Raw genomic sequence first — 18763 nt, forward strand, 5'->3', positions numbered from 1 at the left:
TTACTCCCTCATAAAAATAGCCTGAGCAGTGACCTGAGACACATTGTCGCTACTCGCCGGAAAGATCCCTGTGCCGTCTGTCCACATCTGAAAATGCACCTCGATCACCTGAGGAGGATTCGCTATAGACAGCCCGTGTGAGCTAGTGCATACATGGGCATCGCTTGCCACGCTATAGGTCGTTGATGCAAAAGATTCCAGCCCCGCGCTACCCGCTATGACGATACGTGATCTCACGCGGGGAAAAGAAAATTCCTTGGTATTGACCGCTGATCCCGACGCTATCGCCATAATACTCACCCGATTTTTCCCCGCAGGGCGTGTAATCCGCGCCACCGCTACAGTGGCCCAGTCAGCACCCAGCGCGTAGGCTCGGTTCTGCGCGAAATCCGTCACAGCCCACGGCAGCGACAGAAAAAGTTGTTCAAGCTCTTTCATCTGCGCCTGGAGTTTCGCGACGGCCTGAAAAGACCGTGTACCCCCTGCCGCGAGGGCTTCGCGTGTGGCTAGCGCAGCAGCTTCGCGGCCACGGCGTAGATCGTCAAAGGGGTCGGTGGTTGCGGGGTTATATCCCATTTCGTATCCTTGTCTGTACCGTCATCCAGTCAGTAGTGTCTCCACTGACCTCAAGAATTTTCAGTGGTAAGGTTGTGTGCCCTGTGTAGGGGTGTGCGATAGTGACATTGGCCCAATCTCCGGGCCTCACTGTATGCTCAGCGCTCACCCGGATCGGAAAAACCTCCTGTGTGACAGAGCCACGCACAATACCCTCAGCCACATACCCCTGGAGCGTCTCCAACTCGCTGACACTAGAGTGGGTGGTGTCCGCTGACTGCATGACTGGCCACCCCTGACGAGTGAGAGCATCCGACGAGGCCCGAGCGACCAGCACCATGTCATCACTACCACCACCCAGCCCCCAATAGTCTGTAGCCATACTGTCCGCTGACTCGTCTATACCCTCCAGCATTGCGCGACCCCCCGGAGCCGCGACATTCCAATTGTGTACCGTATCGATGAGTTCAGCGTCTCCACGCATCGTGAAAAACAATTTGCCGTCACGACCGATCTGCGGATCAAACCGCAATTCGGGGCCACCAATAACTTCGGTGAGCTGCTTGAGACGGTCACTTATATAGGCAAGGTCAAAACCGTAGTACGTCCGCACGTTTGCGCCGCCGGTGAGACCCGGTAGCGTAATAGGGAGCCGTCCCCATTTGAGGGATTCAGCGACAAGCTGCACCGCAATATCTACCAGAGAACCCGTGAATTCCAGTACCCATTCTGGTGAGGGATTTTCTTCATCTATCATCACCATGCCGTCCACATGGCGACTAGCTAGAGCGTGATTGAGAACAAGACGGTGCTCAAATATTTTCCACATGCCCGCCGCATTAATCGTGAGCTTTTGGCCGGCCAGATTACGTCTAGTCACTGGGCCAGCATGAATAATATGATCCCCCCGCATTACCGCCACGAGTGTGCGGTACGGATAGGTTTTAGCCCTCACATCCCATTGATCAGCTTCACGTGACCAATCAATCGTAATGTCAATACTCCCCGGGTCGTTGAGGGTTTGCTGCCATGAAATATCAGAAGCCGGGATTCTACCAATAAGGTTTCCGGTCATCATTTCAAAAGCCACGGCCTTGACTGGTTCTAGTGCCATGCGGGCCTCACTCTCATCTGCACACGAGCGCCAGAAGTCACCGAGACCGTAACCGGCGTAGTGCCTGGGGGTAATGACAGCACTGCATCATCAATCAACCCGCCAGCCTCAACCCCTCCGCTGTACGCGATTCCGTAGCGCGTATCAATACGAAGATCAGTAGCATTCCCTGCCCACCGAACCCTACGATCACCCTGCGTAAGCGTTAGATTCGTGACTCGCCCGGACACCTCGATAATCGGGTAGGTATCTGCCGTGCCGGGGTTCTGCACCGTGATCACATTTCCTATCGTGGGAAAGACCGCTTCGCGCCCATATTTCATCGGGTCGGGACATGTCAGCACGAGAGAAAACCCTGCCCGCCACGCGTTGATAGGGCGGAGAATTGGCTGTGTCCCCAGGAACCCTGTGACGCTACGCCCCCCGGAGGCATCCTGTACATGTACTGTCAGCTCCTGCGTGATGAGTGCTGCTAGCCGGTCACGTGCTACAGCCTCCGCTACCGCCGATGTTTTGTCGCTGTGGAAACCCCGGATCGTGAGAATACGAGGCCCCACCAGCAAATGAGCGGGCCAGTATCCGCCGTGCATTTGTGGGATCAGTACCGACTCAGCCCGAGGCGGGGCAGGCTCATACCACCCCTCCAAACCGTCTTTTTCCAGCCCCCAAATTCCGGGGCCAGGTGCCCGATTGAGTAGCGGCCCATCCACTAAATCGAGCACCCCGGACGCTGAAGAAATCGTCACTCTCATGTCATCTCCTCAACCGCTCTGCCACCACTGCCGCCACCAAGTGCGGATCGTTCGCGTACACGTTAATTGGCGTGCTACGCTCCTCAACTGCCTCGCTGGCCGGGGCGGTGGCGCTGCCTACTCCCGCAGCTCTCACCGAAACATCTCCCGTAAAAGCCGCTGACACCGAAGCCATTGCAGACTGGGCAAGGGCGGAAGCCGATTTAGCCTTATCTACCAGGAATCCGCCCAGGTCTGACGCTGAGGCCATCGCAACTTTCGCCCGGGCAGTGGCGGATTTAGCCATAGCCACCATGGAGTCACCCAATGCGGGCGCTAAGAAATTCACGCCCTTCACAACACCACGAACGATATCTCCACCCGGCCTGACCATTTTCCGAGCCGGGGATTTGATACCGAAAAAGCTTGTGAAACCTTCGAAAGCTGCACCGGCCAAATTAACCACCGCATCAATGATCGCGCCCACCATTGACCCCAGGCCCTTAATAATTCCGAGTACAATCTGTTTGCCCAGGTCGAGCCAGTCAACCCCCATGAGGCCGTTCCAGATTGCGCTAATAATCTGAGGGATCATTGCAACTATTTGAGGGATCGCCTTGATGAGTCCTGCGATCAGAGACACTACAAGCTGAATGCCCGCCGTGATGATCTGTGGGAGCATCGTCAAAAGCCCCGTAATGAGCTGCAAAATCAGCGTGATAGCAGCCGTGATGAGCATCGGGAGCGCATCAATCAGACCCTCGATCAGAGCGAGGAGCAATTGAATACCCGCCTCAATGATGAGCGGAAGGTTGTCGATAATCGCACCCAAAAGCTCCATCACCAAATCAATCACAGTCGCGACCCATGTTGGCAATGTTTCGAGAATCCCAGAAAGCAGAGCGAGGAGTAATTGTATTCCTGCCTCGATAATCAGAGGAAGACTTGAAATGATCGCGCTCAAAAGTTGCGCCACCAAATCAATTGCAGCTCGTATGAGTGCAGGCACCGCGACAATGATTCCATTCACAAGCGCCATGAGTAGCCGAACGCCCGCCTCAATAACCATCGGCAGACTTGCAACTAGCGCAGTCAGAAGCCCTGCAAGCAGCTGCACTGTGCCCTCTACCAGAAGAGGCAGCGCGGTCACTAATCCTTCTACGAGAGCTGTGACGAGCATTAACGCCCCGTTAATAATCATTGGCAGGTTATCGATAATCGCGGTGATTAGTCCCTGCATGAGGGTGACAGCCCCAGATACGAGGAGGGGGATTGACGCGACGATACCTTCGACAAGAGCGGTCACGATCCCGGTTGCTGCCTCCAAAATCACCGGTACCATCGCCAGAATCGAGGCGATGAGTTGCGGGATCATGGTTACGATCTTCTCTATGACGCCTGGTAGCGCCGCAACCATCTGATCAATCATCCCGGTAAGGCCCGAGACGATACCGCTCGCATCCCCGCCAGAGGACGCGACCACAGCCATGAGTACGCCGATAATTCCCAGAGGCCCAGCGAGCATCCGCAGCGGGCCAAGAAGGCCCGCGAGCACACCGCCAAACATGGGTAGCTTCGAGAGTAGCCCCACGATGCCGCCACCGGACAGGACAACCAGCGCACCACCGAGGGCAACCACGGCGGGGTGAAGACTCGACAAAACATCCTTGACTCCGCTGAACCCTGGGCCAGCTTTTCCTATGCTCGCGCCGAGTTTCTCAAACGTGGGTGCGAGTGCATCCACGCCCTGACGTAGCCAGGTCACCGCAGGAGTCACAATCGAGGTAATAGCGGTCGCTAAACCTGTCAGGATCGGGAGTACTGCTGACCCGATACGCACAGCCAGACCCTGAAAAGTAACGCCCAGGGTACGGACAGACCCGCGAAACGCACCGAACTTTTTCTTGTCCGTTTCATCCAGGACGATACCAAGCTCAGCGGCTTTACCCGTAAGCTCCGCGATTCCCTCAGCACCCCGATTAAGAAATGGGAGCATGGCGGTTCCTGACCGCCCAAACATTTGTACGGCCAGAGCGGTTTTCTCTGGCCCGTCCGCCATATTTTTAAACCGATTCGCCACCTCGGGTAGCAGATCAGACATTTCACGGATGTTACCTTTAGCGTCAGTAATCCTTGTACCGAGCTTCTGAGACATCTCAGCCGCAGCCTCAGATGAGTCCGAGGCTGATTCGAGCTTCCGCGAGAAAATCGTCAACGACGTATTCGCTGCCTCAGTATCCATGCCGGAGAGCTGCATAGCCCCACGCAGCCCCGACACCTGTTCTACCGTGCCGCCGATGATGCGCTGTAGAGCGTTTACCGAGCCGGTCAGGCTGGTAAACGCTTTGACACCGATAGCTGCGACCGCAACCAGGCTCGTGCCAAGTACGGTGGCCCCGGTAGTGATACCTGAGGCTATTGACTGTCCTATACGGACAGCGACAGCACCGACACTAGAGCCAATTTTTTGTAGCCCTGAGAGCATCGAGCTGCCAAGCGCAGCCATGCCGGTGAGTGCGGCACCACCCATACCCGACAGCCCACCCGCAACAGAGGAAACCACCCCGCGCGCAGCAGGGCCAACCACGCCACCCAGTTTCGAGAACATCCCCGAAACCTGCGTGGTGACCGGGGACATCCACGTAGAAACCTTTGATCCGAGCTGCACAAATGGCGTTGCGACTTTCATAGCCGCAGCCGCAGCGTATTGTCCCATCGGTGCAAAAGCCGACCCGACATAGCTGCCGATACCTGCCATCCACCGAGTAGACGATGACCACGCAGCAGCGAGTTTTCCGCCCACTGCTGTAGCCATCGACGTGAAACTTTTGCTCACAGCCGCAGCAGCATTGCGAGCTAACCCACCAAGCTTTGTCAGCCCGGTCACATCCGAGACGGCACGCATCAGACCACCCACAGACCCCGCAAGACCCGTAAAAGCAGACTGAGCAGCATTCGCATCCGACCATCCCGCACGAAGATTCTGAGTCATCGCACGAAACCCGCCACTGGTAGCAGTGGCCGCCGCAGCCGACGCGGTTGTCGCAGCAGTAAGCGCCGTCTGTGCAGCCTGTAGCCGCTGAGACGCAGCAGTCACCGCGTCAGTAGCCGCTTGGTGAGACCGCCTAGCAGAGGCCAGTTTTTCCTCAGCCGCGATTGCCCGGGCAGATCCCTCACCACTTTTAGCCACAGCCTCAACCAGCTGAGCCTCCGCCACGCGAACCTTGCCGGCCTCGTCTTGTTGTTTGAGGCGAGCACGTGACAGGGCAGTACTGGCAGATGTCACCTCGCGCTGCATACCGCGCAGCTCTGCCGCGCCCAGGTTGCCCGCACTCGCAGACAGTGAGGATTTCAGGTCGCGGCCGAGCATCCGCCCAGTACGCGTACCTACCTCGCTAAAGCCGCCTTCAACCGCTTTCGCGCCAGCCGCCCCAGCATCTTTCGCACCTTTTGAGACTGAGGATTTAAAGCCCTTCATCTCAGGGATGATGGCTATATGCGCTGATCCGACCTCAGACGACATGACTCACCCCCTTTGCGGTTATTGAAAAACAATCCCCGCATCAAGCTCAGCGGTAGCTATGGCGATTTCATCCGCAGATGCACCAGCCTCTTTTTTCCCCGGACGTTCAAGCGCCCATGGCATCAACTTTTTAGCGACATCAGGATTTGCAATCTGTGCACTCAGCGAAATAAGTTCACTCGTCGATGCCGGGTATGCCCACCCGGCAAGTTCCGCGCCTAAAGCGGTGCCGGGGTCGGATGCTGCCGCCTCGATAAGAAGCTTGGCTTCGCCCCACGAAAGACCGTCGCCCAGATCAGACAGCCCCACACCGAAAGTTTCGCGAAGCGTGCGAGCCGCCTCCAGACGATGCTCAGTAATGATCTGGGCGACGGCTATTATTCCGGGAGTGAAGCCTGGGAGATTCTCGTAAAAACATCAAAAAATTTGACTGCTAGAGCCATCGCTTCGGCAAGATTCTGCCGCGTAAATTCAGCTGCCGCTTTAGCCCCTCCGATTTTCGTCAGTAGAAGCTTGATCTGATCGACTGGGGAATCTGATGTTTCTGACAGCTCGTTAATAGTGTCAAGCGAAACGTTCAGTGGAAGCTCAATAATGGTGCCGTCAACGAAACGGCCTATAAAGTTTTTCTCTACAATAATGTACTTGATGTCCGGTGCTAATCCGGCGATAGCCTTAGCCTCGGCTTCCTCAGTCCAGCTATCAAAATCGTATACGGGTGGGGTGGTTTTTGTAGCCACGGGTTTCTCCTTTTCGGGGTCGGGTATCGGGTAGTAACGCTGGCCAGAGCGCCCCGATCACACTCTGGCCAGCGGTCTAGAAAAAGGTTTTACGCCACAGTCACTGTCGGGCTATCTCCGCCTGTCAGATCGACCGCTCCCACTGCGAGCACACTCGGCGACGGCAGAGACACCTCGTACGGATCAGTACCTGATGTGGTAATTCCTGTGATACCTGTCACGCCTGACAGACCAGTAAGCGCAGCCGTAATATTTGCGGGAGTCGCATTATGTGCGATTGGGGGAGTAGCCGCGCCACCCAGTATCAGAGAGAAGGAGCCTCCTGTGGGCTTGCCCGCAATGGCCACTGTCCAGGCGGTTTTGGCCGCCTCCGTGCTGGTGGGAGTGCCTAGCCACTGCCAGAACGGCGCGTTGTTAAACATGGCATGTTCCTGCCATGTGAAAGTCACCAGCGCACCCTCAACCGACCCGTGCTCCGATTTATCCGGCTCCACCGCCGTGACTGAAGCCACACCAATCTGCCGCTTTTCCATCCGATTTCGGTACTTAGTCACCACGAAGAGAATGAACTGGTTATCGGGCAGACTCGCGGAAACTTCGAGTACGCCGTTCTCATCAGGTTCTACCCCCTCGATGAGTCGCAGCACGGCAGCGTTTTGTTCAGCAAGGGCGATCTGAGTTTTTCTGGTACCATTACCCGCGAGGGTGTAGCCATTTTGAAAAAATAAAATTGGGTCTTCGTTTTCTCGTGTGGGGGCTGGGCCTCCGTCGACCTTATAAAGTCCCAGCTTTTTATACCCGGCGGGGAGGGTGATTGGACTCATCGCCAGTTGTGATTTCGATATAAAGTTTGCTGGAACCACGGGGGCGAATGCAGCCATGCCCGTGATCGGCACACCAACAGCAGAAAGATCATTTCCAAAAGAATCAGCAGCCATGAAAGTTACTCCTTAAATGTAAATGGGCCTCGACTATGCGAGACCCATATGATTGATTAGTCAGTGGCTCCATGAGCCGCTTACGACGTATTTCGCCGTGAGATATCGCCGCGCCACATCTAGCTTCTCGCCCACTGGATACGGGCCATTGCACCCGTCCCAATCAACCGAGACGATGGGTGAGCCTGGTACGAGCGGCAGCGACTTATCAAATAAAACCGAGGCGAGCCATATGCCAAGCCGGTTAGCTGGGTAGTCGTAAGCCTTGGTGCCCGCCAGCACAGATGCCCCCACCGAGCGCTCAAATGTCACCCAGTCGCGCGGAGGGCCAGAGTCATCACGAATCACAACCAGCGGACGCACCAAGGGTGCCTGTAACCCGTCAGGTTCTTTATTTCCGACCTCTAAATCATGACCGGCTAAAACAGCCTCGGCACGGATGTATTCAGTGAGCCACGCTTCGATATCTGGCGGCTCGACCCTCATTTCTTTGCCGCTCTCAGTGAACGGGCAAGATTACCGGTTTTCGCCTCAATGAGAAGCGTCTTTTCATCTCTGCCCACTACACGTAGCACCCGTCGATATTTTGCCTCGTGATACTCGATAGCGATCTTGTCTTTGTACTCACCCGTGTCTACCGGCGCATTCGCTTTAGCCTCAGCAAGCGAGCTCTCACCAGCTTCTTTTACAAGCTTTTCAACTTTTGGTGACCTAAGTGCCGTATCAAACCACTGCTTGTTTGGTCGAAAATTAACATCTCCACTGCGAGCCATAGCGCACTCCTCAGCCCTTGTCATTCTTAAGCGGCACCTCCCTGAAAGGCCGCCACCCCGTAAAAGGATTTACATCAGCAGAGGGAACAGCCTCGACTATGTAAACTTCACCGTCCGCGACAATCTGATCGCCCTCATGCACATCACTATCTGGTGGACAAAAAAGGCTTTTCATTGTCAAAATTTGGTTTCGTGTAGCACTCTGTGTAGACACAGAGGAGGACGAGGCTACCCATGCACCATGAATCTCCACCTCAACCCAGCTCGTCCCTGCGACGGTTCGGTCAGAGTTGTAGGGGTCTGGTATCCGCTCATGCCGCCGACGAATAACCGTCTGTCCAAACTCAAACACGCTGCCTCCTAAGTGCCGGGTTCCTCAGGCCACACCCGCGACACAATATCTCCCCGAGGAAAACTCCCCACAGGCCCCGTGTCAGACGAATCAGCAGAACACAGCGCTCGTAGAGTCGCGCGGTCATCCGGTGAAAAAACCGACTCCACGCTGACATACTCCACACCCGCAGACCCAACCCGCTGTGTTTTTATGAATCGAGACCCGCGCCCTGTTACCTCCCGAGCAATCGCTGTCAGGATAGCAATCGCCGTGTCACGATCACGCCCCGGTGGGAGGCTATCGAGACAGGGGGCGATGGTGCGTGCGTAGCCCAGCACACGTAGCGCGTCATTACTATCTGCACCCTTGATGTCTTCTGCATCAATCACACCATCACCCCTTGCTATCAGTCGCTTGCTTTGATCAGGCCAATCGAGACCCCATGCTGGATACTGGACTGGGCGAATTCAGCACCATTCACGACAGCACCGCGATACAGGTACCGCTCCTGTCCATCACTCATACGGAGGACTACAGCAGCACCGGTAACGGTGTAGAGGGTCGCTTTTGGTTCTACCTCGGCTGCCGCCGCGACGACCGCGGCCTTTTCAGCCTCCGCCGCCTTAGCCGCCTTCTCCGCAGCTTCCTTGGCAGCCTTCTCTTCTGCCGCCTTCTGCGCGGCTGTCTGGCCCGCCATCAGAGGCCCGTCCCTGTCAGCTTGACACCAGCGAGCGGCTCAAGAACCACCGGAACAGTCACACGGCGACCCCGAACCTTATAGCCCTCCGTGTCATCATCACGAATGATTTTCGACTCGACTCCGACGCCACCAGCAGAGGCGTAACCAGGCCCGCCAATTTTCTCCTCCGCCATGCCGCCGAGCTGATCGCGATCCAGCAGCAGTGGATCTGCCCCCTGGAAATGCGGCGTGGTCGCCCACGTCAGACCGAGGGCATTCACAGGAAGATTTCCAGCAATCGCAGTCTCGCCCTGCTCGCGAGGCAATGCTTTGTCATCAATGAGCATCGCAATAATCTCAGCGTACTGATCAGCGCGAAGCACCGCTGTTTCAAGTTCAAGCCCCGTGCCCATCTCGGCGCGTTCAGCTTGGATAGTGAGGATAGATTTGACGGCTTTCCCCGCACTAGTCCAGGGGCCAGCAGCAAACGAGGTGGTCACCTTCGAGGCGATCACCGCCATGGCAACCCGGTCAACGTGACGCACCACTGTGTTGGACACGCGAAGCAGTGCTTTATTGATGTATCCAATGCCCTGACGGGCGATCTTCTCATCGGAGATAATCGTGTCTAATCCCCACTTGATGGTGCGCGCAGAAGCAATTTCCCCGTCATCGAGCGTCACGAGGGGATATTCACCGAGTGGTGTGATCGCCTCCGGGCTGTCAGAGGCAAAAATCTCTTCTCCGGTCTCGTAGAAAATACCGCCCCCGGTTGCGTCAAGGCGTCCCTGTAAAAGGTAATCTGCAATGAACTGCATTTTTGTCAGGTCAGCGAGGCGTTTAGCAATCGCCTGCTTATTGGTGAGCAGCATGTGTAGCTGCTCCGTGGTGAGCTTCCCCTCGGGGTGCCTCACCGGATACGTGTAACCCATTTTTGTGTCCTCTCTTAGACCAGTACGTCTATAACGTCGTCAGCGGCAGCCGCAGCTTCGAGCGCGATACCGAGCTTGTTGGTGCCGCCCGTGGTGGCCTTACCACCTGCGGCTGCGGTCACCGTGGCACCCGCAGGGATGACACTAGCGACGGTGAGGCGCTGGACACCGCCAGCAAACACAACCACGTCGTCCCCAGCCGCTGCGTCGAACCCAGCAACGCCGACAACTTTCGCGGAATCCACCCCGGCGTGTGCAACGGTACGGTTGCCGGTGACTTCGACCAGATGGCCACCAGTGACAGCGGCGGAAGCCTTATACGTCACCGACTGACCGGGCTTGAATTTGGGCAGATAGTCACTCATCGGGTTACCTCCTCGGTATCAGCCCAGCCAGCCTGGGCAATCAGCGCCTGATCGGCAGAGAGGCCATCGTCAGAGTGTCCAATTTCTGCGACCGGCACGGCCTTATTTTCTGGAAGCGTCGCGAGGAAGGCCACGGTTCCGGCCTCATCATTATCAAGCTGCGCGCGAATCGCATCCTTCGATGCGGCGGCGATACGTCCCTGGCGGAGTGCCGCCGTCACGATACCGTCACGACGTGCGCTTTCCTGCTCCGCCCGTGCTTCTGCGCCTGCACGAGCATTCGCTTGCAGATCAGCCAGTACAGTCTCGTCAATTGCGGTGAAGCCAGCGGGCAATTCCGTTGCCTTGGGCGTTGGTTCGACCTGCTCCGCGAGACTCTCATCTACAGCAGCGAGAAGCTGCTCGTCAGAGATTGCGGCATCGGTCACACCGAGCCGCTCACGAAGCCCAGCCTTGAAAGCGTCAAAATCCATGACGTTCTCCTTTCGGTTGGTTTCACCCGGCTCGGTTGAGCGCGGGAGGTTTGGTGAGAGGGCAGCAACCCAAGCGCGCAGACGACTCTGGGGGCGCGTCTCCACGCTGTCCTCCACATCAAAATCGTCACTCTCGGGGGTGCCGAGCGTTTCGGTTTCACCGGCATCAGGGATAACCGCAATACGATCAGCCAGCCCTAGAGAGACCGCATCAGCCGCATTGAGCCAGGTATCATCGGCCAGCATTTCAGCCCAGTCTTTTTCGCCAGCTTTTGCGGTATATATCTCGACTAGTGACGACTCAATACCGTCAAGCACTGCCGCCGTTTTTCGCAGCTCGACAGCATTTCCGTAGGCATAAACAAGCGGCGAGTGAATCATCATTTGAGTGCCCGGGGACATCACTGTGTCTGCACATCCGGCAGCAATTACCGACGCTGCCGAAGCCGCTAAGCCATCTACAACAGCAGTCACCTTAGCCTTGTGGGCACGCAGCATATTCAGGATCGAGACCCCTTCAAAAACTTCACCGCCAGGCGAGTTAATGCGGAGGATAATCTGAGTCACCGTATCCGGGAGTGCGTCAAGCACCGTCCCCATATCTTTTGTAGAGATGCCCCAGAAACCACCCCAGGAATCAATAGGCCCGTACATACGTATCGTGGCCACTTTCCCATCCCCAGATGGTGCCGGGGTTGTGACAGCATTGAAAAATTCCGTCTTTGACTGTGGTAAATCTTGCTCACCCCAATACCGGTTTTTCCACTCAGTTTTTCTGTTCATGCCGCCTCCTCAGGCTTACTCGAATCCTCAGTATCTGGTGCTGTAGAGTCACGCACCGGTAGCCCATGTACTGTGCGCATATAAGCTTCCAGCGACCCATCAGGGGTGAGTGCCCCGCACTCGATGAGTGCCTTGATTGCCTCTGCCGTCACGGGATGCTCAGACCCAATCGGTTCAAACACCAGACGCGGAGCTGGTACGGACGACCCCCAGTTCAGATCCACCAGGTCTTCCACCACGTGCTGCTGCGTAATCTCCGCAATATGCTGAGCCACTGCGTTGAGCGAGTCCGTGAAGAAATTCGCAAAAGTTGATCCCAGCGCCCATGACCCGGTTTCTGTCCCGAGGTTCAAAAAGTGGGCGAGTACCGCGCGGGCAATCTGCTCATCGTGATACCTAATTGGCTCATCCGTCGCAGGCAACCTGCCCGAAACGCCTTTAAGGTCAAGGGTTGCACCGGGCGGTAGAGACGCACCGGCCGCTTCTCCCGCGCGGAATCCTTTCGCGAGTTTTAGCCCTGCTTCTCGCTCAGAGTTTAGCCATCTGTCGCGTTCTTCTGGGGTTGCTTTGTCCGGTACTGGTGCCCCCGTGTAGACGGGCACACCCAAACCGTTTCGTTCCACCGTGAGCGCCTGGGCGCGTAGCATCCGGTCTTTGAGGAGCCAGTTTTTATACGCTGTGCGTAGCAGGCTTTGTCCAGCCCAATTCGCGCCCTCCCGATCATTGACATAGGCAACAAGTCGATCGACAGGGATTCGAATATCTTTGCCCGTGGGACTGTGTTGTTCAATAGCGATTAGCCCGCCATCGGGTGCCACATCAATTTTTGAGATGCTACGGGGTGGTCTCCAAGCCAGCTTTCGAAGCCGCACGTGACTACCCTCAACGCGGTACACCTGTTCAAAAAAAGAATGCCCAAAAGGCAATTCGAGGAGTGCCATTCTTAGGTGCTCTCCCCAAGAGAATTTATCTTTTGTCCGCAGCGGCGCACTCGGCTTCTCGCCCTTGATCTGTAGTCCCAGATCAGTCGCCACCAGATCGACCACCTCAGGCGCAGCACCCGCCGGATCGATAGACCACTTTGCCCCCCGGATAGGAAGGGTTACAGCGCGAAGCACCGACCCGACTTGTGAGTCTTCCCGGCGCATCTGATCAAACACATCCACCGATTGTGGCCATGCCAAAGCGGGGTTTGTTTCGTGTGCCTCATCAGAGAGAACGCCCCAAGTTTTTAGCGGTGAGAGTTGATAGCCAAGCTCATCGGCCATAGGGAACCCCCTCGTTTCTAAAATGCGGCTGTCGCCAAATTCACATCATCTGGTGTCGCGTCATCCCGCGTGACAAGCTCCGCCGGTGGTGGCGGAGGTGGGGTAGGTTCAGGCTCAGGCGGTTGCAGTACCTCTAGCCCATATAAGGCGGCTGATTCAGAGGCTAGCCCGCTAATATCAATCGGCAATGACCCGTGTCGTGCCCACGCCTGGTTCTCGGCATATTTCGTGACCACACCACCCTGAACAGCAAGATCAATATCAGGCTGATTGATAGTGACTAGCTCACCATCACGTACCCGATCCCTGATACGTCCTGTGGCTAATGCAAATTCTGGGCCGCTCAGCGCGTGGACAATGAGCTTTGCTTCTTGGAGGGGTTTGACGAATTCCATTGCGGGGCATCCGATGCTTTGCAAAACCACCTCGCGGTGAGATGATTCCTCCGCAAGCTCAGCCATATACTCGGGAACCCACATCATCCCCGCTCGCTTCATCCGCACCATCACGAACGGCGTACCGTCCTCAGTGCGTGTCGCGGCACTGATCCATGTCATTGACCGATCAGCAGAGGTATCTACACCCCACACCGTACGAGAGCCCCACGGAATCACCACATCACTTACCGAGACATAGAGGTTACGGAAAAGCTTTACGTCAATAAACGAATCGACATTCACATCAACCCATTGGCATAAGACCTCTGTCCGATACCCCGCATCCGTCATTCCACGGATATCACTCAGAGCAGACTCCACCGTCATAGAGCCATAACCTATCGAGGGGTTCGCCTGCAAAATCGCAGAAACATCATCCTTCTCGCAGTCCTTAGGCGCAGACCATTCAAATAGCCCTAGCGAAACATCGTGCTCATTTGCGTACTCCTCAGCCGACATAATGCCGCCTTCAACGTACTTCTCCCACGCCGTTAGATCCTCTTCTGCCGCTTTACGCTGCTGCCTCAGAACAACCGAAGATGAGTCGCCAGCATTAGAAAACCCAATAAGCTGACCACCCCAAAAAGACTTCGTCGTCTGAGAAACCGCGTTCCACGCCACCCACGTTTTTTGCTCACGCATCTCATCCATTAACACCCGCGCTGCCGGTTTCCCACGAGCATTAGCAGCGGCACGAATCTCATAATGCGAACGGCTCCGAGCAAAAATTGACTCCTTACCGTTCGTGTCCAAAACTTTTGCCGTAGCAGATTGAAGAGAGGGAATCGCCAACGCCCCCTCCTCGTCGGTATCAGGCGTAGGATCACACCACGTTTTCACCATGCTCCACGGCTCACGGGCAATATCGAGGTTCTGAGCAACCCCCACAATTTTGAATTTCAGAGGTGGTACCCTCTCCGGATTCCGATCAGAATCCACATGCAGCCACCAGGCCGCCAGCACAGACGCGAGAGTCGTCTTTCCCTGCTGCCTAGCAACAAGGACGATCACCCGCCTAAACCGATACGACCCATCCGCCAAAAGTTCCAGCGCGTGGATGAGTAACCACTTTTGCCACGGGTAAAGCTCAATACCCAAAATCTCAAGCGCAAAATCAATAACCTCAAACCCCAAAGAGGTTTCCGGCGTCAACTCGCGCAGCGGTTTAGTCCATAACCTCGGCTCCGTGTAACCAAAACGCTTTCCCACGAAACCCCCAAAATCCCCTACGCGCTACGCGCTACGCTTCCTGCGTTTATCTTTAAAAGCGGACAGATCATCTGGCGGTTCTTCTGACTCTTCCGTCTCAGTCTTGGCTTTTGCGTCACCCTTTTGAGAAACCTCTGGCGCAGGTGTAAGCGCCTTGCGAAGATCTTTCAATGCCGACAGATACGCCGTTTGAGTACGCGAACCCGCGCCACCATCGAGCTGATTCGCAAGCTCTATTAGCAACTCCACTAAAGGAGCCTCCTCAGGCCGATGACGCAACCCCGTAGCCCTCAGCATCCGAGTAATCGCACTACGATGTGGGCCAGCCATAACACACCTCCAAGGGTGGTGTAAAAAACCTAAAAAAATCGGGGAGAGAGGCCCACTAGGCGCGGGAGGTGGGCCGTGTGTTGGTGTTTTGTAGATTTTTTGTTGATTTAATTTGTGTTTGTTATGAGGCTAATGATTTGGCCTTGTTTGTGTGGTGTGAAGCGTTGTATGTATGAGTGTGGTGTGGTGGTGATGATGTAGTCGTATGTGCGTCCTCGCATGTCGGTGCTTGCGTTGTGTGCGTTGATGATGGTGCCGTTGTGGAGTGTGATGCGAGATGCTCCGAACGCGTGGCGGTGTTGTTTGATGTTGTCGTTGGGTATGTGGTGGCTGAGTAGGGTGAGGTAGTCGGTTGCGATGGCGTGGGTGGGTGCGATGATGGCTACCCGTTGGGGTGTGCTTTGGGTGAGTATGAGTGTGGCTATCTGCTCTATGGTTAGTGCGGGTTGGTTTACGAGTGTGTTAGTCATGGGCTTCTCCTTGTGTTGTTATTGCCAGGGTGCCGCTGTGGTAATAGTAAGAAGGTGGGGTTCTTGCTTGAGTCCGAGGAGGTTAGTGAGTATGTATGTGGTGTCGTCGATGCCGTACTCTACGGTTCCCGGTTGGTGGTTACGTTGATGTCTGGGCAGAGTGCGGTAGCTGATGATGCGGTCGCTGGATAGTGGAAGATTAGCTCTGCCCTTGAAGCTCGCCGCCATACCCTCGTTGTTAACGATGAGGATTCTTTTCTTTGTTGCTGCGGGGTCGAGGAGCCACTGTAGTGCGAGGTGGGTCTTCCCTTCGTGTCTACCTCCGGTAATGATGTGGTGGGGGCCATCGCGTAACCCTGTGGGTTCCGCATGCTCCTGGTAGGCGTGGTAACGCTTTAACTTGTCCTCGTGTGCGGGTGAGGGGTTGAGGTGTAGCGCTGTGCCTATCATTCTGTCCGTAGTCATGGGGTGGCTTTCTTTCTTTTGCGCTCTGGGTTACCACCAGTCGGGCACAAGGTCACCCAGTCCTAGAGAGGGTGACCTGTTGCCGCGCTTGGAGTTGCAGAGTGTGTGTGAGTGGCGGAAGTTTGTCGGGTCTTCTTGTAGCTCTGGATGCTCTGACACTGTGTGAAAGTGGTCAAGCTCGTGGCTGTCGGGGGTGGTGCCAGGGGCAGCGTCGTAGTCAATGGGTTGGGAGCATAGCCAGCAGTTGGCTTCGGGGTTCCCCTCGGCGTGGAGGCGCTGGCCCTCTTCGTAGAATTCTTTGCGCAGCTTCTTCATGAGCCGGGTTGATTTGTGGTGCTGGCTCATGCGTACCTCGTGTGTTAAATGCGAAAGCCCCCGAGGTGTCAGCTCAGGGGCTTTGAGTTAGGTAGTTACAGCGTTGACAGTGCATAGTCGTGTGGGTGGTGGGGCACTCGGCATCATCCCCCCGGAGAGGTGTCGAGCGCCCCGCACAGTGACCCATTTATAACGTTAGGGGTGTCCAACGGGATTAGGTCAAATCATTTTTTTCTTGGGCGTGTCGCAGTCGGTGTTTGTGTAGGGGATTCGCCAGTGTTTTAGCGCGAAGCCAGGACAGAAGGATGTCTTCTCGTACTTGTGTGGCCCCGTCTTCTCGATAACGTTTTGGCATGCCTTGATCCATCCACCGACGTATTGTCCTGCGGCTACGACCCACCCGAAGGGCTGCTTCCCGCCGTGTCAACCATCTGGTCATATAACTCTCCCAGTGCCTCGTCTATGGGGTAGTCTGTCCCGCATCCCTCGCACTGCACCCCAATATCACCACCAGGTGCGGTAGACGCTGTCACCCGGTAGTTCAGGCAGATGACGCACATGCGTTTCCGTAATCGTCTGGTGCCCTGGTAGCGCCTACCGTAGCGGCGCATTAAATCAACCAGGTCATCGTGGTAGGCGACGACGGCGGGCATGTAGACGATGCTGGGGTGGTGGATAGCGAGCCACTGTGTAATCTCGGCTGCTATCTCTGCCGCTTTCTGTCCGTCCCAGGCCGTCGGGATACCCTGCGCGTCCTGCTGTCGTTCTGCGAGCTTTACCAGAGGCCAGGCAGGGCGGATACCCATAGCATCAGCCCAGTAGACCCCCCAGTTACAGAGTTGCGAGAACAGGCTAGAGGAGTCCTCCATTGCCTGTAGGCGGAACGGTAGCGGGTTCTCTCTTGTGCCGCTCACCGGCTCACTCACTCGACTAGTGATCCCCGGTATGATCTGATCTCTGATCTGTCCGATCAGTGCGGGGAGGTGGTCTAGCTGCCAGAGGATACGACCCCAGCACTTGCGACAGAGGAGACCCTCTGTAGCTGCTCCGCCACAGTGACGAGCACATAAAACACTGTCACTCATCGGCGGCACCTCGTATGCTGTGGAACGCGGTGTGTGTGGGGCAAAGAACTCGTAATACTTGCTCGCTCTCGCCGATGTACCACCCAAGCTGCTGAGCGCAATCATCGATACGAAGTAATTCCTCCGTCCAAATTTCTTCACCCTCGTTGCTCTGCAAAAGCGCACCACACTCAGGGTAGTCACATCCGAGAGTGTAAAGAATTTTTGCGTGTACACTCACTGCTTATCACCTCGCAGCCACTCACGGCGGATGAATCCACCGTCGATGAAATCTTCAGCCTCGAACTTGACCTCTGCCGCAATCAACCCTCGCAGCAGAGGCTCTACGAACGCCTCCTCGTTACCAGAGTCACCGACATCTGACGCAAAAGTTTTCACGATCCGCCAGATCTGATCTGCGGAGAGCTGTATCGTCCCGTCTGCCACTAGAGGGGCAGCAAAAGCGGCGGTGAGAGCCTCGCGAACCATCTCGCGATTACCTTTACCCCACTCGTCGTCAGGGTCATCAGCCCATTCGTCCCAGTGCTCGAATATTTTGCGACCTGCTGCGTTGATCTGTTCCTCGGTGGGCGGGGCGGTGGCGAGCACTGGGAAATTGCGTAGCACGATACCCGCTACGTCAACCATCTCCGCCGGGCCACTTAGCGCATAGGTAACGCTAATCCCACACTGACTAAGCGCGGCGGCTATCACCTTACCAAGAGTCATGCGTTGCGCCCGCTCGATCTGCTCCGGTGTTCGGGTATCAGTCATCAGTTTCTCCGTCCTTGTGCTCTTCACACGTTTGGCAGTCGTTTTCGCACCCGGGATCATACCAATGCGCGCACCTCTCGCACGGGCCACATGGCGCTGACAGATGGCACGAGCATTTGTGGCTGTGGTGCGCCGTAGGCGGGAGCGGCTGGTTGTATATGTTTTTTGGTCGGTGCATGATGCACTCTGGCTTGCGAACTGTTTCATCAGCTGTTGTGACTTCGTGCTCACTCGTCATTGCTTTCCCTTCGTCGAAACCAGGGGCATAGCGCCCCGTAAATGTTTGCGTAATACCCATCGAAATCACATGTTCCGCAAATGTCTCTGCCTTCGTGTGAGCAATCGCGGGAGTGCGGGTGAAAGGTATGGTTATCCACGTACACTGTCCCGTCGTACAAGATGCGAGCTTTCATGATCCTGCCTCCGTGTCTTCTTGCGCCTTACACCCAGAATTGGCATACACCTATATTTCGAGGCTCGACGCGATAGAG

At 56.0% G+C, this 18763-nt stretch carries 22 protein-coding genes; all 22 read right to left on the reverse strand.

Features of this window, described 5'->3' with window-relative positions; all coding sequences use genetic code 11:
* Entirely contained in the window at positions 1–576 is a 576-nt protein-coding gene (locus FrondiHNR_RS06050; RefSeq protein WP_279354340.1) for a hypothetical protein, read from the reverse strand.
* Positions 566–1669, reverse strand: coding sequence for a hypothetical protein (locus tag FrondiHNR_RS06055; RefSeq protein WP_279354341.1), 1104 nt, complete (start codon positions 1667–1669; stop codon positions 566–568). Before FrondiHNR_RS06055 ends, FrondiHNR_RS06050 begins: the two co-directional genes overlap by 11 nt.
* Entirely contained in the window at positions 1660–2415 is a 756-nt protein-coding gene (locus FrondiHNR_RS06060) for a hypothetical protein (protein ID WP_279354342.1), read from the reverse strand. The genes FrondiHNR_RS06055 and FrondiHNR_RS06060 overlap by 10 nt, the downstream gene beginning before the upstream one ends.
* Before the next feature lie 7 nt (positions 2416–2422).
* Entirely contained in the window at positions 2423–5923 is a 3501-nt protein-coding gene (locus FrondiHNR_RS06065; protein ID WP_279354343.1) for a phage tail tape measure protein, read from the reverse strand.
* Between the two features lie 18 nt (positions 5924–5941).
* The gene (locus FrondiHNR_RS06070) at positions 5942–6232 is read right to left on the reverse strand and encodes a hypothetical protein (protein WP_279354344.1); all 291 of its coding nucleotides are present in this window, start codon (positions 6230–6232) and stop codon (positions 5942–5944) included.
* A 68-nt stretch (positions 6233–6300) separates the two neighbouring features.
* The gene (locus tag FrondiHNR_RS06075) at positions 6301–6663 is read right to left on the reverse strand and encodes a hypothetical protein (RefSeq protein ID WP_279354345.1); all 363 of its coding nucleotides are present in this window, start codon (positions 6661–6663) and stop codon (positions 6301–6303) included.
* Between the two features lie 89 nt (positions 6664–6752).
* Positions 6753–7601 (reverse strand): hypothetical protein, encoded by an 849-nt coding sequence (locus tag FrondiHNR_RS06080; RefSeq protein WP_279354346.1) that lies wholly within the window; start codon positions 7599–7601, stop codon positions 6753–6755.
* A 60-nt stretch (positions 7602–7661) separates the two neighbouring features.
* Positions 7662–8087: a hypothetical protein gene (locus tag FrondiHNR_RS06085; RefSeq protein ID WP_279354347.1), complete on the reverse strand. Its 426-nt coding sequence runs from the start codon at positions 8085–8087 to the stop codon at positions 7662–7664.
* Complete coding sequence (locus FrondiHNR_RS06090; protein WP_279354348.1) at positions 8084–8374, reverse strand: HK97 gp10 family phage protein; 291 nt, start codon at positions 8372–8374, stop codon at positions 8084–8086. The genes FrondiHNR_RS06085 and FrondiHNR_RS06090 overlap by 4 nt, the downstream gene beginning before the upstream one ends.
* A 360-nt stretch (positions 8375–8734) precedes the next feature.
* The gene (locus FrondiHNR_RS06095) at positions 8735–9097 is read right to left on the reverse strand and encodes a hypothetical protein (protein WP_279354349.1); all 363 of its coding nucleotides are present in this window, start codon (positions 9095–9097) and stop codon (positions 8735–8737) included.
* Positions 9098–9114: 17 nt separating this feature from the next.
* Entirely contained in the window at positions 9115–9405 is a 291-nt protein-coding gene (locus tag FrondiHNR_RS06100) for a hypothetical protein (protein ID WP_279354350.1), read from the reverse strand.
* Positions 9405–10319: a hypothetical protein gene (locus FrondiHNR_RS06105; protein ID WP_279354351.1), complete on the reverse strand. Its 915-nt coding sequence runs from the start codon at positions 10317–10319 to the stop codon at positions 9405–9407. Before FrondiHNR_RS06105 ends, FrondiHNR_RS06100 begins: the two co-directional genes overlap by 1 nt.
* 14 nt (positions 10320–10333) lie before the next feature.
* Positions 10334–10684, reverse strand: coding sequence for a capsid cement protein (locus FrondiHNR_RS06110; RefSeq protein WP_279354352.1), 351 nt, complete (start codon positions 10682–10684; stop codon positions 10334–10336).
* A complete protein-coding gene (locus FrondiHNR_RS06115; protein ID WP_279354353.1) occupies positions 10681–11826 on the reverse strand; it encodes a head maturation protease, ClpP-related in 1146 nt (381 codons plus the stop codon). The genes FrondiHNR_RS06110 and FrondiHNR_RS06115 overlap by 4 nt, the downstream gene beginning before the upstream one ends.
* A 110-nt stretch (positions 11827–11936) precedes the next feature.
* Complete coding sequence (locus FrondiHNR_RS06120) at positions 11937–13208, reverse strand: DUF935 family protein (RefSeq protein ID WP_279354354.1); 1272 nt, start codon at positions 13206–13208, stop codon at positions 11937–11939.
* 17 nt (positions 13209–13225) lie between these two features.
* The gene (locus FrondiHNR_RS06125; RefSeq protein WP_279354355.1) at positions 13226–14854 is read right to left on the reverse strand and encodes a hypothetical protein; all 1629 of its coding nucleotides are present in this window, start codon (positions 14852–14854) and stop codon (positions 13226–13228) included.
* 24 nt (positions 14855–14878) lie between these two features.
* Positions 14879–15184: a hypothetical protein gene (locus FrondiHNR_RS06130; RefSeq protein WP_279354356.1), complete on the reverse strand. Its 306-nt coding sequence runs from the start codon at positions 15182–15184 to the stop codon at positions 14879–14881.
* A gap of 107 nt (positions 15185–15291) precedes the next feature.
* Complete coding sequence (locus tag FrondiHNR_RS06135; RefSeq protein WP_279354357.1) at positions 15292–15654, reverse strand: hypothetical protein; 363 nt, start codon at positions 15652–15654, stop codon at positions 15292–15294.
* Between the two features lie 18 nt (positions 15655–15672).
* Positions 15673–16119: a hypothetical protein gene (locus FrondiHNR_RS06140; protein WP_279354358.1), complete on the reverse strand. Its 447-nt coding sequence runs from the start codon at positions 16117–16119 to the stop codon at positions 15673–15675.
* Between the two features lie 30 nt (positions 16120–16149).
* Positions 16150–16464: a hypothetical protein gene (locus tag FrondiHNR_RS06145; RefSeq protein ID WP_279354359.1), complete on the reverse strand. Its 315-nt coding sequence runs from the start codon at positions 16462–16464 to the stop codon at positions 16150–16152.
* 359 nt (positions 16465–16823) lie between these two features.
* Positions 16824–17519 carry a hypothetical protein gene (locus FrondiHNR_RS06150; RefSeq protein ID WP_279354360.1) on the reverse strand — a complete coding sequence of 232 codons (696 nt, stop codon included), beginning with the start codon at positions 17517–17519 and terminating at the stop codon, positions 16824–16826.
* Between the two features lie 216 nt (positions 17520–17735).
* Positions 17736–18272: a hypothetical protein gene (locus FrondiHNR_RS06155; RefSeq protein WP_279354361.1), complete on the reverse strand. Its 537-nt coding sequence runs from the start codon at positions 18270–18272 to the stop codon at positions 17736–17738.
* Positions 18273–18763 lie beyond the last annotated feature (491 nt).

The organism is Lysinibacter sp. HNR, from assembly GCF_029760935.1.
In the GTDB taxonomy this organism is placed as follows: domain Bacteria; phylum Actinomycetota; class Actinomycetes; order Actinomycetales; family Microbacteriaceae; genus HNR.

Bases quoted from the DNA above. Each gene is read 5' to 3' on its own strand.
- FrondiHNR_RS06050 (WP_279354340.1), bottom strand. From the start codon at position 576: ATGGGATATAACCCCGCAACCACCGACCCCTTTGACGATCTACGCCGT.
- FrondiHNR_RS06055 (WP_279354341.1), bottom strand. From the start codon at position 1,669: ATGGCACTAGAACCAGTCAAGGCCGTGGCTTTTGAAATGATGACCGGA.
- FrondiHNR_RS06065 (WP_279354343.1), bottom strand. From the start codon at position 5,923: ATGTCGTCTGAGGTCGGATCAGCGCATATAGCCATCATCCCTGAGATG.
- FrondiHNR_RS06080 (WP_279354346.1), bottom strand. From the start codon at position 7,601: ATGGCTGCTGATTCTTTTGGAAATGATCTTTCTGCTGTTGGTGTGCCG.
- FrondiHNR_RS06085 (WP_279354347.1), bottom strand. From the start codon at position 8,087: ATGAGGGTCGAGCCGCCAGATATCGAAGCGTGGCTCACTGAATACATC.
- FrondiHNR_RS06090 (WP_279354348.1), bottom strand. From the start codon at position 8,374: ATGGCTCGCAGTGGAGATGTTAATTTTCGACCAAACAAGCAGTGGTTT.
- FrondiHNR_RS06100 (WP_279354350.1), bottom strand. From the start codon at position 9,405: ATGGCGGGCCAGACAGCCGCGCAGAAGGCGGCAGAAGAGAAGGCTGCC.
- FrondiHNR_RS06105 (WP_279354351.1), bottom strand. From the start codon at position 10,319: ATGGGTTACACGTATCCGGTGAGGCACCCCGAGGGGAAGCTCACCACG.
- FrondiHNR_RS06110 (WP_279354352.1), bottom strand. From the start codon at position 10,684: ATGAGTGACTATCTGCCCAAATTCAAGCCCGGTCAGTCGGTGACGTAT.
- FrondiHNR_RS06120 (WP_279354354.1), bottom strand. From the start codon at position 13,208: ATGGCCGATGAGCTTGGCTATCAACTCTCACCGCTAAAAACTTGGGGC.
- FrondiHNR_RS06130 (WP_279354356.1), bottom strand. From the start codon at position 15,184: ATGGCTGGCCCACATCGTAGTGCGATTACTCGGATGCTGAGGGCTACG.
- FrondiHNR_RS06135 (WP_279354357.1), bottom strand. From the start codon at position 15,654: ATGACTAACACACTCGTAAACCAACCCGCACTAACCATAGAGCAGATA.
- FrondiHNR_RS06140 (WP_279354358.1), bottom strand. From the start codon at position 16,119: ATGACTACGGACAGAATGATAGGCACAGCGCTACACCTCAACCCCTCA.
- FrondiHNR_RS06145 (WP_279354359.1), bottom strand. From the start codon at position 16,464: ATGAGCCAGCACCACAAATCAACCCGGCTCATGAAGAAGCTGCGCAAA.
- FrondiHNR_RS06150 (WP_279354360.1), bottom strand. From the start codon at position 17,519: ATGAGTGACAGTGTTTTATGTGCTCGTCACTGTGGCGGAGCAGCTACA.
- FrondiHNR_RS06155 (WP_279354361.1), bottom strand. From the start codon at position 18,272: ATGACTGATACCCGAACACCGGAGCAGATCGAGCGGGCGCAACGCATG.